The sequence below is a fragment of the Pseudomonas sp. BN415 genome, from assembly GCF_029871195.1.
Classification (GTDB): domain Bacteria; phylum Pseudomonadota; class Gammaproteobacteria; order Pseudomonadales; family Pseudomonadaceae; genus Metapseudomonas; species Metapseudomonas resinovorans.
In genome coordinates, this window is the sequence record NZ_SSOK01000008.1 from 1 (window position 1) to 13,911 (window position 13,911).

A 13,911-nucleotide genomic window follows, 5' to 3' on the forward strand; every position below is an offset into this window, starting at 1 on the left:
GTACGAAAAGTCGTCGAGCGAAGGTCAGGCAAGGCGAAATCGGCCGAAGAAGCGCAGTTTACGTGCTGTAAATGAGCATTCTGAGGCCGATTTCAACGCAGCATCACCGAGCGCAGGCACTTTTCGTGCAGAGCCTAAGGGTTCAGCTCGGCCGCAAGGCTTCGACCGGCAACAGGCCGGGGTCGTGGCATTCGCCCTCGGCAGGCGGCGAATCATCGTCGGCGCTGAGGGGTTCACCCTCGGCGTCCAGGCCAACGATGCCCACGACCCGATAGCAGTCGACATCCTCTTCCAATGGGATGGCGAACAGCCGCACCGTTTCCGGTAGTGCGAAGCGATGCACCTCCTCACCGACGGGAATCCCGTCGCTATAGGCCTCCAGGTAAAGTTCGGCTGCCACTGCGTCTCCCGCCTCGTCGCGGCTCAGCACACCGACCAGGCTGTCTTCGTCATCGATCGGTTGCAGCCAATGGCTGCGCAGATGCACATCCGCGGCCTGCACCGGCCCGGCTGCAGCCAGCCCGAGCAGGCAACTGAGCGCCAGCGTCTTAAAGGAAGGTGTCATCAGCGGCTGCTCAACTGACCGTTGCCCTCCGGCATTGGCAGCCCGAGCCACTCCTGCCAGCGGCGCAGGTCGCCACGCGCCTTCTCGAACAACGCGCCGGCTTGCAGCTTGTCCAGCGAGCTCACGCAATCCTCCAGCGGGGCCTCTTTGCGCAGGCAGGGATTGTCTGGCGGCAACTGAGTGCCCGCCAGATAGGAAACCAGGAAATAGGTGGCCGCATTGTCGTTGGGGAAAATATGCCTGCCGCCGCTGTTCAGCCAGCCGCTCAGGGCTTCGGTCAGGTTGTCGGCGTAGGCCTCGGCGTCGAGGGTGAAATCGACTTCGGTGCAATCTTCCAGATAGAGGTTGCTGGCGCTGTCCTCAGTGCCCTTGCCGTACACGGTGCAGTACAGTTCCGCGTAATTCCCCTCGACTACCGGCTTGGCGTACTTGCTCGGATCGCTATGGAGTTCAGCCTGCACGTTGAACATCTCGCTGGCGCCCGGAAGCTCCAGGATCACGTCATCGGCGTAGTCGACCCGCACCGCCAGAATCTCGCCCGTCACGATGAGTTTGCGGCCCCTGAAGAATGGGTCGGCGGCCGCCTCGTCGCCTTCATAGAAACGCGCCAGTTTCGAACTGGGCATGCGCTCCACCGGATTGACCATCGACAGCTTGTTCAGTGCCGACTTCCCGCCAGCCAGGGCCACCAGGTAGTCCTGCTCCATGATGTGACGGAAGAAATTCAGCGCACCCGGGTCGACCTCGGGACGGTTGGCGGCATCCTGACGGGGCAGGTCCTGCCCACCGGAGAAGTAGCGCAAGGGCGTGGAGTCCTTGCCCAGGTCCCGCGCGGTGGTGGCGATATGCATGCCAAGCAGAAACAGCGGCACGGCCAGGATGGCCACGGCGACGCCGCTGCCCTTTCGCCCGGAAAGGCTCTCGATCGCTCGCCAGGACGCGGGGCACAACCAGACCGCACCGCAGAGCATCAATAGCCCACCGATGACGGAACTGCGCATGACCCCGAAGGACAAGGCGACAAGGACCGAACAGGCGGTCCAGCACATCAGCCGGATGACAGGTACAAACTTCATTCAACGCCTCTTCTCGTAGCAAGACTGGCCCCGGCTGTTCCCGGAAGGCCGCAGCCTCCCTCGAGTCATCGACCTCGGGACGGCCGGATTCTTGGGAAGAAGAAGCGGAAATGAAAATTACCAATCCTCATTTTCTGTCAGCAGGCTCCAGCGCCTGACCTCCCGCGCCCCGGGCGAGCCAAAGCCCACCTCTGGCGCCTTCTGCGTGGCGTCGAAAGCTTCGCCGGCAATGATCACTATTGATTCGCATCAGGCGTAGGGTGGCGATGAGAATCCGCGACGAGACCACTTCACTGGAGCGTTCAACATGCTGGTTCTGTGTCGCAATGTCGGGGAAAGCCTGGTCATCCAGCGCACGCCGGACACCCTCACTCGCATCAAGGTCATTCGTACAGAACGGCCAACGGTCGTCCTGAGCGTGGAAACCCGGACGCTGGATGGAAGGCTCACGCAACGGAGCGAAATCCGCCTGCGGGAGTCCGCCTGATGCCGACGGAAAGCGGGTCGCCCGAGGTCGCCCCTCCGGCGGCCAGCCCGGTCGTCATCGGTTCAGGCAGCGGACGTTGTCGATTTCCCGCGCGTAGTAGCAAATCACCTTGTCATCGGCGACCGGCAGGAACTCCAGGCGCAGCGTCGCCCCTATCGCCAGGCCGTACTGACGACCCAGCAGCACATCGGGGATTTCGCTCATCCGCGCCATGGGCTTGGCGCGACTGGTCTGCGCCTTCTGCAGGCGGACATCGAGGCTACGGGGGCCGAAATGAACAACGTCCGCCACGAGGGACGCGTAGCTCACCTCCCCGGCGACCCGTTCCATGGCAGCGAAGCTCATCACGTCACCAATGATGAGCCGCTCTTCCAGGCTGATCCGCGTACCGTCGTTGAGCACGATGGCGCTGGCACCGTGATAGGAAACGCCGCGGGTATAGGCCGGGCGGTCGAGTACCAGGCCGGCAATGGCCAGCAGGGCCAGGCCGCCGAGAATGAAGGCGTGCGTGTAGCGGCGCAGCTTCATGGCCAGCCCCTCATGCAGCGCCGGACCATCTCCAGTTGCAGGTTGGCCATCGGGTTGTCCTCGAGAAAGATCAGGTTCTCCGTCGTACCATCGACACGCACGCAGCCGAGGTCATAGAGTCGGTTCGAGCGGTTGATCCAGATATGCCCGGCGATTCCCTCATCGCGGGTGTTTACGGCCACCTTGAACGCCTCGCGGGTTCGGGCGTTCTCTTCGGCGCTGTCACCAATGAAGTGGTAGGTCAGCGGCCCTGCCACCACCTCTTCGATCACCTGGTCCGAGGCGGCACCATCGAAGACGCCGAGGCGCTGCAAGGCCACCAGGGCGAGCAGGCCAACCATCAGTGCATAGGCAGGTAACAGCAACTTCGGCGAACGGAGCAGTCCGGGCAGCCAGTGTTCCCGCGTGGCAGGCGCGGCATCGGGCGCAGGCGGGTCCACCGCACCGGCACTCCCGACGGCAGTATCGGCGACGGGTATCGTCAGCGCCGGTGTGGATTCGGCCATCAGGTATTGCGCATTGAACCGATAACCGCGCCGCGGCACCGTCTGCAGCAACTCATGGTCGGTGCCGTCATCGATCAGATTGCGCAAGGTGAATATCGCCTGGTTCAAACTTCCGGCCGCAACGACTCGATTGTCCCAGGCGTATTCCATTATTTCATTGCGACTTCGGGTTTCCCCCGGGTTGTCCAGCAGAAGTTGCAATAGCCGCGATTCAGAATAAGAGAGCGTCACCACGCGCGGCTCACCCGAATCCGGGGTTATTTGCAACTGATTATTTGCGGCGTCGAACAATGCTTCGCCGCCACTTTTCAGTAAGAACTTGAATTGGCTTTTCATGAACATTTGCTGAGCTTATTGATTGCATCACCCGTGGGAGAGGACGCGAATTCTCTCGCACATCGACTTCAAGCTGTGCACCTCACGGCATAAATAACGATTTTTGATTCTTGTTTTCGTCGCCCGTGCCCCAGAGTGCGGATGCGCCAGAGATGGCGCGGCATAGCGCTACGCGCTCCGTGTTCCAAGGCTGGACGCCTGATGGCAGGCCAGACCTCCGCAATCGATGCCTTTCCCTGAAAGCAACTTCCCAGTACCACGGATGGGCAGGTCGACACGACTTCAACAGGAACCCCCATGCATCTCAAAGAGCTTTCCATCCTTTCACTTTCGATGGTCCTGTCCGGTTGTTCGATGGCTCCCAGCATCGACACATCCGGATCTTCCGGGCAACAAGCCAATATCCCACTGCAGGTCATCGAACGGGACGAAAAAACCATCGCCTGGAAGAAATACCCTGCACCACTATCAAGTAACCACGACAAGGCGATATTCATCGATTTGCCAACTCCTCTTTCTCTCGCCAATAGCGACTCGACATTCAGCGAGTCCGATGCGGATACCAACAAACTGATTCTCCACTTGCGCAACCAACTCGAACGGCAACTTTCCAGCGCCGGCTACCGACTGGTGGACAAACCCGCCCCGGGAGCGCTGTCGCTCCGCGTCTCGATTACCGATCTCAAGCGCACACCGCGTGATCCGAGCGTCATGGAGTACATCCCGATCGGCTTCCTGGTCGGGCTCTCCCTGCACGCCACCGGTGTGCGCGACGAAACCCTCTACGTGTTCTTCCAGAGCGAGGTCAGCGATGGCCGCACCGGCGAAACCCTCGTCCGAGCCGTCGATCGCGCCAGCGGCAGGAACGTCGAGCAATCCGACAAGCCCGTCGTCGAGGACATCTATCCCGCCATGGATGCTGCGGCGCGGCAGATTCGCGAGCGCCTGGACAGGGAGTTCCAGCCGAAGGGATCGGCCTGATCCCCCCTCGTCCCTTTCACTTTCAACAAACCCCGCAGGATGAAAAATGAAGTTCCGCAAGCAATGTGCAGCCACCCTACTTGCCCTGACCTCCCTGGGTGCCTTCGCCGATGACCGAGGCCTCTATGTGGGCGCAGGTGTGACCCGCGTAGAAATCGACGACAACACCCTCGGCGACGATGACAACAGCTACAAGGCCTACGTCGGCTATCGCCTGAACCCGTACCTGGCCGTGGAAGGCGCCTGGGTCGACCTGGGCAGTTTCGAAGGCAGCCGCGGCGACTTCGACGGCCACTCGCTCCAGGCCGCAGCCCACTTTGGCGTGCCGATCGGTGATCGCCTTCGCCTGTTCGCCAGTGCCGGCGTCCATGCCTGGGATGCTGAAGAAGACACCACCGGCGACAGCAGCGACCTGGATCTGACCTACGGCGTCGGCGTCGAACTGGACCTGTTCCGCAATATCGGCGTGCGCCTGGAGCAGGAAGTGCTGAAGGTCGGCGACATCGAGCTGGACCAGACCAGCGCCAGCGCCTACCTGTTGTTCTGACCCCCTCGCGGCTCCTGCTCCGGCAGCGAGCCGCCCCCTTCCCGGGGGCCACACTTCAGCGGCCCTCCAGCCTGCCCAGCACACTGTCCGAAAGCGCTTCCTCACGGTCCCGGGCAAAGCTGTAGGCGACGTAGTACTTGTACACGTTGTTCACGTAGTCGAGGGTTTCACGCCCGAGCGCCCTGGCCGCCATCTGCTCCACATGGCCGAACCAGCGATCAGGGTCGAGGCCATTTTCCCTGGCCATGCGCCTGACCTTCTGCAAATTGCCCGGCCCGGCGTTGTACGCCGCCAGCAGCATGAACATGCGGTTGTCCGGCGTCAGCGCCGGATCGTCGAGGTAGGTGTCAGCCAGAAAGCGCAGGTACTTGCTGGCAGCCTCGACGTTCTGCTCCGCGCTGCTGCGTACGCCCGACACCCGAACATTGGGATCTGCCGCGGTGCTCGGCAGGACCTGCATAACCCCCACCGCGCCCCGGTTGCTGCGCGCACGCTGGTCGAACTGCGACTCGTGGAACGCCTGGGCCATCAGCATCAGCGGGTCCAGGTCGTAGCGCCGGGCGGAGGCGATGAAGGCCTGGTTCAGCCGACGGAAAGTGCGCAGCTCCTCGGCCGATACCGACTCACGGAGAAACTGCCTGGCCTCGCCGTCATCACCACCGAAGGCCTGTTTCATCCGGGGCGCGCGCTGAAGCTCGGTAAAGAACTCCGCCAGTACCTTACGCAGCTCAGGGTTGCTCTGGCGTGCAGCCCAGGCGTAGCGACCGCCCCAGTCGAAGTCGACATTCTCCTGGATCGCGACCCTGCCCAGGGTCGGCTGCCAGGCTTGCGCCACACGTCGATCCACCACGGCCGCTGCGAGGCGTCCGGCATTGACCAGCGCCAGCAGCTCTTCTGGCTCGATGCCTTCAGCCAACGGCACCAGGCGGATCGGCGCCAGACCACGCTCGCTGAAGCCCCGGCTCAATGCCACCAGTTCCCAGAAATCGCTGTTCAGTGCCGGCACCGCCACCTCCTTGCCGGCCAGCCCGTCGAGGCTGGCAATCGGCTCGCCGGCCGGTCCACTCACCAGAACCGGGTCGGCACGGAATGAGGCGGAGGCGGTCACCACCTGTTCGCTGAAACGCGCCCGGTCCCCCTCCACCAGCCCACCCGCGGCGATATCACCAACGCCCCGGACCAGGCTGGGCAGCAGTTGGTCGCGGCTGACCGGGATGAACATCACATGCCAGCGCAGGTTCTTCCCCTGGCGGGAATAGCGCGTGTTCAGCCAACGCTCGAAGGCGATGCCGACCTCATGGGTCACGCCCCTCTGGCGGCCATGGTCGATATGGAAGAACGTCCTGCTGTAAGGGACGAGGATGCGAATGGTGCCGCGCTCGCGGATACGGTCGAAATCATCGACCCGATCCGGCGGCGCCTTGGGGGCGAGGATGGGCGCCACGTTCGGCACGACATCCTGCTGCATGGCGTTGGCCAGGGTCATGTGCAGCGCGAGCATGCCCATTGCCAGACCAGCCGGCAGGGCAAGCGCGCCCCGGAACGGGCGCAGACACCGGCGCCGAGAGTGATATGCCATGAAGTTACCTGTCTTCGAACCCAGGGCACTGCGGCGGTCGGGCCAGGTGCATGAGCGCGATGGCCGCGCCCCGCGACCCTGAGTCGAATCGAATTCGTTTACGGCGTGGCCGCCGGAAAATCGCCGCGCCCGGCACAGGTGCAGGGCGCGGATCACGATCAATGGAAGGGGAAGATGAAGTTCATCCAGGACGCCATGCGCAGGAGGATCTTGCGCATCACCGCCACATGGTGGAAATGCTCGCTGTACAGCGCCGCCTGGCCATAGGAGCCACCGGGCATCAGCGTGGCGTACTGCGTGTAGTCGGGGTCGGTGATCTCGATGATCACCGGTACCCGCCCTGGCGGCGGCGAGCCACTGAAGCTGAGCAAGGTGCCGGAGGGCTGCACCTGGCCCTCGCCGATTACCGCAATCACGTCCTTGACCTTGCCCTTGAATACGCGACCGGGAATGCCGTCGAAGGCCACTTCCGCCTCGTCGCCCGGGTTCAGGCGCAGTTGGCTGTTCTGCCGCATCCAGGCGGCGAAGTAATGCCCCTCATCCGGGATGAAGACCATGGACGGACGCAGCGGCAACTTGGTCGCCATCATCCCCGGACGCAACGACACATGGGTGACAAAACCTTTGCTGGGGGCACGCACCACGGTGTTGTCCAGCTCGAACTGGGCGACGTTCAGTTGCGCCTGCAAGTCCTCCACCCGTGCTGTGGTGAGGTCCACGTCGCGACGATTGCCCACATTGCGCGCGGCCAGTTCCCGGGCGCGGGACTGGTCGGCGCGAGCCGATACCAACTGGGCCTTGAGGGATTTCACCCGGTTCTCGAAGGGCGTCGGGTCGATGCGGAACAGCACATCCCCCTTCTCCAGCGGCTGGTTGGTCTTTACCGGCACCTCCACCACCTGGCCGTTGACCGCCGGAATAACCGGCGTCGACACGAAATAGCTTCGCGCCACTTCGGAGTACGGGTGGTTGTAGTTCATCAGGAAGATCAGCGTACCGATCAGCACCACGCCACCCAGGGCGGCCGTGGGGACCGACCACTTGTTCAGCGGGATGCGGAAAATCTTGAAGATGGCGACGCAGATGGCCGTGTAGGTGAGGATCAGCAACAGGTCCATGTCAGGCCTCCTCTACGGCGGAGGCCGGACGGGAGACGCTCACCCCCTCAAGCCGTTCGAGGCGCTGGCGCATCTCGGCCAGTTGTTGCTCCAGCTCCGCCCTGGGGGCTCCAAAGCCCCAGCCACGATCCGTGCGGTACAACATCGCCCAGACCCACAGAAAGGGCCACATGGCATGCAGGGTGAACAGGCTCACCCAGCCGGCGGCATGGATAGCATCCTGGTGCGGGTGGTTGCGCCGCTTGGCGATCCCATAGGGAATGTCGTGAAGCACGATGATCCCGTAGAACAACACAATCACAACGAAGAACAGCACGCCTAGGGCGAAGTAATCGAGAAACCCATCACTGAGCATGTCATCACCTGGTTGGCAGGGGGAATTCCGCGTCCGGCCGGGTGATGCCCGGCGTCGAAGAAAATGCGGATTCGCATCCAGGCCGCCCCGTAGCGCTCGCTTCAGCGCGCGCGAAGGCAAACCGGCTGTTCGCCGGTTCCGGCCTGGTGGTTGATCGGGGGAGGCCTGTCAGGGCCTGAAATGGCGTGCGTCTCGCGCCCAGTCATCGAGCACGGGCTTGAGGTCGTCCAGTATCAGTGGCGTCTTGCGGTTCTCCAGGCTCAATCCCTGGCCCTTGCGCACCATCCGGACAACAGGCTTGCCGCTGGCGGCGTCCACCGCCTCCAGCTCTGCGTAGAGGGTCACTTCCTGGTCGCGGGTGCCTGCGGCCGTGGTCGCGGCAGCGGCCAGCAAGGCGATCGGGATGACCTCGTAGGCCTTCAGGTGCTCGGTCGAGACCGCTACCGCGGAAATGGCCGGGCGCAGCACCAGGGTGTCCGCCTCGGGCTGCCCCACCAGACGCAACTTGCCCACCAGCTCGCGCTGCAACGCCAGGCGCATGTAGGTGGCAATCTGGTCCAGGGTCTGCTGGCTCATCTTGTCGCTGGGTGCCTGGGCGGGATGGAACACCGGCTTCTCCACCAGGAGCGAGCCATAGCGCTGCGGATCGAAATCGGGCGCTGTCCAGCGCAGCACCGGCTTGCCGCTGGCAGACATCGCTTCCTCGAGCTGCGAGTAATCCCCCAGGAAACCCGAGTACTCCTCAGGTTGGGTGATCTTGCTGGAACAGCCGCTGCCAAGCAGGACGATTCCAGCCAATGCAAATCCGAATAGCGGTTTCACCATAGAAGGCTCCATGAATGTCGGGGCGAACCGTGCAGGTTCTCCACCCCTTCCGACTGGCGGCAAAGACTAGGGACGACCGCTCTCTGCGGCTTCGCATTTCATGACATTTTTTTAGCATTTCATGACAGTGTGATGCCGTTCCTTGCAACAAAAGATGTCGTCATATCGCGAGCTACAGCGCCTGGACTGAACGGAATGAACCCGACCCACAGGCGGTTCAGGGCGCATCCGCCAGTTGCCACGCGTCGGGGGGATAACCTACGGCTATGCCTGCGTTAGCTGTTGCTCCGGCGAAGGAAGCTCTCTAGCACGGGCATTAGAGGCTTCCACGCCAGCCGGGCATAACCCTCATCCGAACGCGGCCCGCCCCAGCCCCTCTCCCGGAGGGAGAGGGGCTGGGGCGGGCCGGCGAGGAAGGGGTCAACCTGAAGCCCACCTGGGCCTGACACCAGACAGGCAAGGTGAGGCAGCGACTACGCCGCTTCAGGAGGGTAGTTTGGCGGAGCCCAACCCGGATGCCGGGGCGTGTTTTTTGCTTCCGTTTCAACGACTGGAAAAGGGAGGCGCCTGGGAAGGCGAAACCAGAAGCATCCACAGAACTCGACAAGCAGCCTGGCTCAGGACGTTCTAGCAACACTTAACGCAGACATAGCCAAACCTGCAGCGCCTATGTTTATTGCCATCCGCGATAACCCGGCACCACATCATGCCTTTCCTTTATCAGCGACTAATGCCCCCCCTGCGCCAACGGGAATTTTTTGCGGAATTCGACGACCGCCTGTTCGCCAACGTCCCAACACCTGATACAAGAAGAGGCGAATCCCGGACGGGTTCGTACATCACCAGCACCTGCAGTACCTCTATGGCCGGCAGCAATTCCGAAACGCTTTTCACGCTTTATCCGCCCCAGCTCGAACAGCCGGTGCAACTGACTCGCGCTGAATTACTCGCCTCCCTCGAAACCACCATGAGTCGCCATCGCGGTGGACCGGTCTGGCTGTTCGCCTACGGCTCGCTGATCTGGCGTCCAGAATGCCCCACAGTGGAAACCCGCCGCGCACGCGTGCATGGCTACCATCGTGGGCTCTATCTGTGGTCGCAGATTCACCGTGGCACGCCGCAAACCCCTGGCCTCGTGCTGGGTCTGGACCGTGGCGGCTCCTGCGCCGGCTTCGCCTACCGCCTGCCGGAGGAACAGCTGGAAGAGCATCTCTTCGCCTTGTGGCAGCGGGAAATGCCCGATGCGGCATACCAGCCGAAGTGGTTGAGCTGCCAGCTGGAGCGTGGGCCCAAGGTGCAGGCCCTGGGCTTCGTGCTGCGACGCAATATCTCCTGCTACGCCGGCGCCCTGCCGGACCATGTGCTACGCCAGGTGTTCGACAGTGCCAGCGGCCACTACGGCAGTACCCGCGACTACGTGGAAAAGACCGCGAACACCCTGCGCGCACACGCCATGCCTGACCGCAAGCTGGAAGAAGCCCTGGTGCGTTGCTGCAAGCAGGGTGCGCTGAGTTTCAGCTGACGGCTCTGGAGTGCGCTTTCCCAGTACCGTCGCGCCTCATCGCGACAATATCCCTACCTGCCAACACGAAAATTCGGACAGGGTTCATGCCTTGAACCCCTACAGGGCGACTGGGTAGCTTTTTCGCCCCTATTCCGCCTACTGCAGCCCCGAGCGACCCAGCGCATGATGATTCCGCACCGTTTCCCCACCCTCGACGAATTCCCCGACGACGTGCTGGACGTCCGCGCCGACTCCAGCCCCGAGGCCTGCCGCCGCCTCGGCGACTATCGATTGGTGCAGGTGACTCGCCTCATCGAGCGTCTGCGCATTGAGCAGGCGTCCGGCAGTGCTGGCTACCTGAGCCGCGAAGCCATGCTGTCAGGCATGGAGGCGCTGCTGATGGATGCCCACCTGATGTATACGCGGGCGTATCAGCAGCCTTTCGGCAAGGCCTGAACCCTGGCCCCGCAGCGGGGCCAGTTGCGCGCTCACTCCACCCTGATTTCCACCACATCCCCCTCCAGGCGCACCGGCCAGACCCGCAGCTGCTGCTCCGGATACTCCAGGCAGGAGCCGTCTTCCAGCCGGTAATGCTGTTTGTAAAGCGGTGAGGCGATCACCAGGTCGCCGCCCAGGTGACCGACGATGCCGCGGCCGATGACATTCGCGCCGGCATGGGGATCGTGGTTATCCACCGCGAACAGCTGCTGCCCTGGCTCCCCGTCCGGCAGGTAGAACAACGCCACCTGGGCGCCCTCCACCCAGGCCACCACGCCCGAGTTGGGCACCAGATCGCCACGCGAGCAGAGGGCTCGCCATTGTGCGAATTCTTCGATGCGGTGCGCGCTCTGCTGGGCCATCAGACCACCTCCTCTGTTACAGGGATCAGGGTGAGCTCGGCCGCCCGCGCCGGACGGATCTGCCCACGTTCTTTGACGAAATGGATATCCGGATCGCCGCTCGCGTCGTTGACGAAGGTGCGGAAGCGCTTGAGCTTCTCCGGGTCCTGGATGGCGTTGGCCCACTCGCACTCATAGCGGTCCACCACCAGTTGCATCTGCGCTTCCAGCTCTGCGCCAAGGCCCAGGCTGTCTTCGATGATCACCGCCTTGAGGTAGTCCAGGCCGCCTTCCAGGCTCTCGCGCCAGACCGAGGTGCGCTGCAGCTTGTCGGCGGTGCGGATGTAGAACATCAGGAAGCGGTCGATGTAGCGGATCAGGGTTTCGTCATCCAGGTCGGTGGCGAACAGCTCGGCGTGGCGCGGGCGCATGCCGCCGTTGCCGCAGACATAGAGGTTCCAGCCGTTTTCGGTGGCGATAACCCCCACATCCTTGCTTTGCGCCTCGGCGCATTCGCGGGTGCAGCCGGAGACGGCGAACTTCAGTTTGTGCGGGGAGCGCAGGCCCTTGTAGCGGTGTTCGATGTCCAGGGCCATTTTCACGCTGTCCTGCACGCCGTAGCGGCACCAGGTGCTGCCCACGCAGGACTTCACGGTACGGGTGGACTTGCCATAGGCATGGCCGGTCTCGAAACCGGCGGCAATCAGTTCGCCCCAGATATCCGGCAGCTCGTGCAACTGGGCACCGAACAGGTCGATACGCTGGCCGCCGGTGATCTTGGTGTAGAGGTTGTACTTCTTCGCCACCTCGCCAATCGCGATCAGGCCTTCCGGGGTGATCTCGCCACCGGGGATGCGCGGCACCACCGAGTAGGTGCCGTTCTTCTGCATGTTGGCCATGAAGGTGTCGTTGGTGTCCTGCAGCGGCACCAGCCAGGGGTTCTGGATCGGACGGTTCCAGCAGGAGGCGAGGATGGAGCCGATGGCCGGCTTGCAGATCTCGCAACCCACATGGCCGCGACCGTACTTGGCGAGCATTTCCTCGAAGGTCTCGATACCTTCCACACGCACCAGGGCGTAGAGCTCCTGGCGGGTGTAGGCGAAGTGTTCGCAGAGGCTCTTGTCCACCGCCACGCCACGGGCGGACAGTTCGTGCTCCACCACCTGCTTGAGCAGCGCCGCGCAACCGCCGCAGCCGGTGGCCGCCTTGGTGCACGCCTTGACCCCGGCAACATCGGTGCAGCCGCCGTCGATGGCGGAGCAGATCGCCCCCTTGCTGACGTTATGACAGGAGCAGACGGTGGCGGTGGCCGGCAGAGCATCGGCGCCCAAGGCCGGGGCGCCCTCGCCCGCCGGCAGGATCAGGCTGGCCGGATCGGCCGGCAGCTTGATGCCGTTCTGCACGTACTGCAGCAGGGTGTCGTAGTAGCTGTTGTCGCCCACCAGCACGGCCCCCAGGGCCTGCTTGCCGTCAGCGGAAACCACCAGCCGGCGGTAGCTGGAGGTGGCTTCGTCGATGAAGCGATAACTGCGAGCCCCCGGCAATGCACCATGGGCGTCGCCGATGGAGCCCACGTCCACACCGAGCAGCTTCAGCTTGGTGGACATGTCGGCGCCGATGAAGGGGTCGGCCTCCTCGCCACAGAGCTGCGCGGCGACGCTGCGGGCCATCTGGTAGCCGGGAGCGACCAGGCCGAAAATGCTGCCGTTCCAGGCCGCGCACTCACCGATGGCATAGATGTTCGCGTCCGAGGTCAGGCACTGACCGTCGATGGCCACACCGCCACGCGCCCCCAGCTCCAGGCCGCTCTGGCGGGCCAGGGCGTCCTGCGGGCGGATGCCGGCGGAGAAGACGATCAGGTCGGTTTCGAGGAAATCCTCACCGGCGAAGTTCATCCGGTAGCGGTACTCCGCACCGGCACTGATGGATTGGGTGGCCTTGGACAAGTGCACGCCCACACCCAACGCCTCGATGCGCGCCTTGAGCGCCTGGCCGCCCTGGTCGTCCAGCTGCACCGGCATCAGGCGCGGGGCGAACTCCACTACATGGGCGTCGAGGCCGAGGGACTTCAGCGCATTGGCGGCTTCCAGGCCCAGCAGGCCGCCGCCCACCACCACACCACGGCGTGCGTTGGCCGCCGCATCACGAATGGTGTCGAGGTCCGCCAGGGTGCGATAGACCAGTCGCGAGTTGCCCTCGGCACCCTCGATGGGCGGCACGAAGGGATAGGAACCGGTAGCCAGCACCAACTTGTCGAAGGCCACGCAGCCGTTGGCGGTGATCACCTCGCGACGCTCCCGGTCGATCTCCAGCACCGGCACGCCCAGGTGCAGCGTCACGCCCGGAGTGCGGTAGAGGCTGGCCTCGCCCAGGGCCAGCGACTCGGCATCACGGCCACCGAAGTATTCGGACAGGTGCACGCGGTCATAGGCGCGCAGCGGTTCCTCACTGAAGACCTCGATGCGATAGCGGTCCAGCGCGCCGCGCTCGATCAGTTGCTCGACGCAATGATGGCCGACCATGCCATTGCCGATGACGATCAGCGTTTGCACATCAGGAGTGGAAGCGACGTTGGAGTTCATAGGTAGCACCCGGCCCAAGCCAATCACGTTTTTCGGGGGCAAAAAAAAGCGCCTGGGACTTATCGCCCCAGGCGCCTTTGCCT

15 protein-coding genes are annotated in these 13,911 nt (G+C 63.5%); 5 read left to right on the plus strand and 10 right to left on the minus strand.

All coding sequences use genetic code 11. The annotated features are described in order from the left end of the window. Positions 1–142: 142 nt before the first annotated feature. Both E8F20_RS01560 and E8F20_RS01565 read right to left on the minus strand, forming a co-directional pair. Positions 143–565 carry a hypothetical protein gene (locus E8F20_RS01560; protein ID WP_280282131.1) on the minus strand — a complete coding sequence of 141 codons (423 nt, stop codon included), beginning with the start codon at positions 563–565 and terminating at the stop codon, positions 143–145. After that, positions 565–1,641, minus strand: a complete 1,077-nt coding sequence (locus tag E8F20_RS01565; RefSeq protein WP_280282132.1) for a hypothetical protein — start codon at positions 1,639–1,641, stop codon at positions 565–567. The genes E8F20_RS01560 and E8F20_RS01565 overlap by 1 nt, the downstream gene beginning before the upstream one ends. Before the next feature lie 307 nt (positions 1,642–1,948). Here E8F20_RS01565 and E8F20_RS01570 point away from each other — a divergent pair, with 307 nt between their 5' ends. Beyond that, positions 1,949–2,128: a hypothetical protein gene (locus E8F20_RS01570; RefSeq protein WP_028626478.1), complete on the plus strand. Its 180-nt coding sequence runs from the start codon at positions 1,949–1,951 to the stop codon at positions 2,126–2,128. 54 nt (positions 2,129–2,182) lie between these two features. On the opposite strand, the gene E8F20_RS01575 is transcribed toward E8F20_RS01570, so the two are convergent. Continuing rightward, complete coding sequence (locus E8F20_RS01575) at positions 2,183–2,656, minus strand: hypothetical protein (RefSeq protein ID WP_280282133.1); 474 nt, start codon at positions 2,654–2,656, stop codon at positions 2,183–2,185. After that, positions 2,653–3,498, minus strand: coding sequence for a winged helix-turn-helix domain-containing protein (locus tag E8F20_RS01580; RefSeq protein WP_280282134.1), 846 nt, complete (start codon positions 3,496–3,498; stop codon positions 2,653–2,655). Before E8F20_RS01580 ends, E8F20_RS01575 begins: the two co-directional genes overlap by 4 nt. A gap of 297 nt (positions 3,499–3,795) precedes the next feature. On the opposite strand from E8F20_RS01580, the gene E8F20_RS01585 reads away from it, so the two are divergent. Beyond that, the gene (locus E8F20_RS01585) at positions 3,796–4,479 is read left to right on the plus strand and encodes a DUF3313 domain-containing protein (RefSeq protein ID WP_280282135.1); all 684 of its coding nucleotides are present in this window, start codon (positions 3,796–3,798) and stop codon (positions 4,477–4,479) included. Positions 4,480–4,525: 46 nt separating this feature from the next. Then, positions 4,526–5,026: a porin family protein gene (locus tag E8F20_RS01590; RefSeq protein ID WP_280282136.1), complete on the plus strand. Its 501-nt coding sequence runs from the start codon at positions 4,526–4,528 to the stop codon at positions 5,024–5,026. A 55-nt stretch (positions 5,027–5,081) separates the two neighbouring features. Here the strand turns inward: E8F20_RS01590 and E8F20_RS01595 are convergent, their stop codons facing one another. The 4 genes from E8F20_RS01595 to E8F20_RS01610 form a co-directional block, all read right to left on the minus strand. Then, positions 5,082–6,527, minus strand: coding sequence for a transglycosylase SLT domain-containing protein (locus tag E8F20_RS01595; RefSeq protein WP_280282137.1), 1,446 nt, complete (start codon positions 6,525–6,527; stop codon positions 5,082–5,084). Positions 6,528–6,763: 236 nt separating this feature from the next. Further along, positions 6,764–7,723: an HlyD family secretion protein gene (locus E8F20_RS01600; RefSeq protein WP_280282138.1), complete on the minus strand. Its 960-nt coding sequence runs from the start codon at positions 7,721–7,723 to the stop codon at positions 6,764–6,766. 1 nt (position 7,724) lies between these two features. Continuing rightward, the gene (locus tag E8F20_RS01605) at positions 7,725–8,078 is read right to left on the minus strand and encodes a DUF3302 domain-containing protein (protein WP_280282139.1); all 354 of its coding nucleotides are present in this window, start codon (positions 8,076–8,078) and stop codon (positions 7,725–7,727) included. A 168-nt stretch (positions 8,079–8,246) separates the two neighbouring features. Next, entirely contained in the window at positions 8,247–8,903 is a 657-nt protein-coding gene (locus E8F20_RS01610; protein ID WP_280282140.1) for a DUF3313 domain-containing protein, read from the minus strand. Between the two features lie 862 nt (positions 8,904–9,765). Here E8F20_RS01610 and E8F20_RS01615 point away from each other — a divergent pair. Together E8F20_RS01615 and E8F20_RS01620 are read left to right on the plus strand one after the other, a co-directional pair. After that, the gene (locus E8F20_RS01615) at positions 9,766–10,425 is read left to right on the plus strand and encodes a gamma-glutamylcyclotransferase (RefSeq protein WP_280282141.1); all 660 of its coding nucleotides are present in this window, start codon (positions 9,766–9,768) and stop codon (positions 10,423–10,425) included. A gap of 165 nt (positions 10,426–10,590) precedes the next feature. Further along, positions 10,591–10,863 carry a hypothetical protein gene (locus tag E8F20_RS01620; RefSeq protein ID WP_280282142.1) on the plus strand — a complete coding sequence of 91 codons (273 nt, stop codon included), beginning with the start codon at positions 10,591–10,593 and terminating at the stop codon, positions 10,861–10,863. A 32-nt stretch (positions 10,864–10,895) separates the two neighbouring features. Here the strand turns inward: E8F20_RS01620 and nirD are convergent, their stop codons facing one another. Both nirD and nirB read right to left on the minus strand, forming a co-directional pair. Next, complete coding sequence (gene nirD, locus E8F20_RS01625; protein WP_280282143.1) at positions 10,896–11,267, minus strand: nitrite reductase small subunit NirD; 372 nt, start codon at positions 11,265–11,267, stop codon at positions 10,896–10,898. Next, a complete protein-coding gene (gene nirB, locus E8F20_RS01630; protein ID WP_280282144.1) occupies positions 11,267–13,828 on the minus strand; it encodes a nitrite reductase large subunit NirB in 2,562 nt (853 codons plus the stop codon). Before nirB ends, nirD begins: the two co-directional genes overlap by 1 nt. Positions 13,829–13,911: the final 83 nt, after the last annotated feature.

Coding starts and splice junctions, on each gene's coding strand:
- E8F20_RS01560 (WP_280282131.1), bottom strand. CDS start 565: ATGACACCTTCCTTTAAGACGCTGGCGCTCAGTTGCCTGCTCGGGCTG.
- E8F20_RS01565 (WP_280282132.1), bottom strand. CDS start 1,641: ATGAAGTTTGTACCTGTCATCCGGCTGATGTGCTGGACCGCCTGTTCG.
- E8F20_RS01570 (WP_028626478.1), top strand. CDS start 1,949: ATGCTGGTTCTGTGTCGCAATGTCGGGGAAAGCCTGGTCATCCAGCGC.
- E8F20_RS01575 (WP_280282133.1), bottom strand. CDS start 2,656: ATGAAGCTGCGCCGCTACACGCACGCCTTCATTCTCGGCGGCCTGGCC.
- E8F20_RS01580 (WP_280282134.1), bottom strand. CDS start 3,498: ATGAAAAGCCAATTCAAGTTCTTACTGAAAAGTGGCGGCGAAGCATTG.
- E8F20_RS01585 (WP_280282135.1), top strand. CDS start 3,796: ATGCATCTCAAAGAGCTTTCCATCCTTTCACTTTCGATGGTCCTGTCC.
- E8F20_RS01590 (WP_280282136.1), top strand. CDS start 4,526: ATGAAGTTCCGCAAGCAATGTGCAGCCACCCTACTTGCCCTGACCTCC.
- E8F20_RS01595 (WP_280282137.1), bottom strand. CDS start 6,527: ATGCTCGCGCTGCACATGACCCTGGCCAACGCCATGCAGCAGGATGTC.
- E8F20_RS01600 (WP_280282138.1), bottom strand. CDS start 7,723: ATGGACCTGTTGCTGATCCTCACCTACACGGCCATCTGCGTCGCCATC.
- E8F20_RS01605 (WP_280282139.1), bottom strand. CDS start 8,078: ATGCTCAGTGATGGGTTTCTCGATTACTTCGCCCTAGGCGTGCTGTTC.
- E8F20_RS01610 (WP_280282140.1), bottom strand. CDS start 8,903: ATGGTGAAACCGCTATTCGGATTTGCATTGGCTGGAATCGTCCTGCTT.
- E8F20_RS01615 (WP_280282141.1), top strand. CDS start 9,766: ATGGCCGGCAGCAATTCCGAAACGCTTTTCACGCTTTATCCGCCCCAG.
- E8F20_RS01620 (WP_280282142.1), top strand. CDS start 10,591: ATGATGATTCCGCACCGTTTCCCCACCCTCGACGAATTCCCCGACGAC.
- nirD (WP_280282143.1), bottom strand. CDS start 11,267: ATGGCCCAGCAGAGCGCGCACCGCATCGAAGAATTCGCACAATGGCGA.
- nirB (WP_280282144.1), bottom strand. CDS start 13,828: ATGAACTCCAACGTCGCTTCCACTCCTGATGTGCAAACGCTGATCGTC.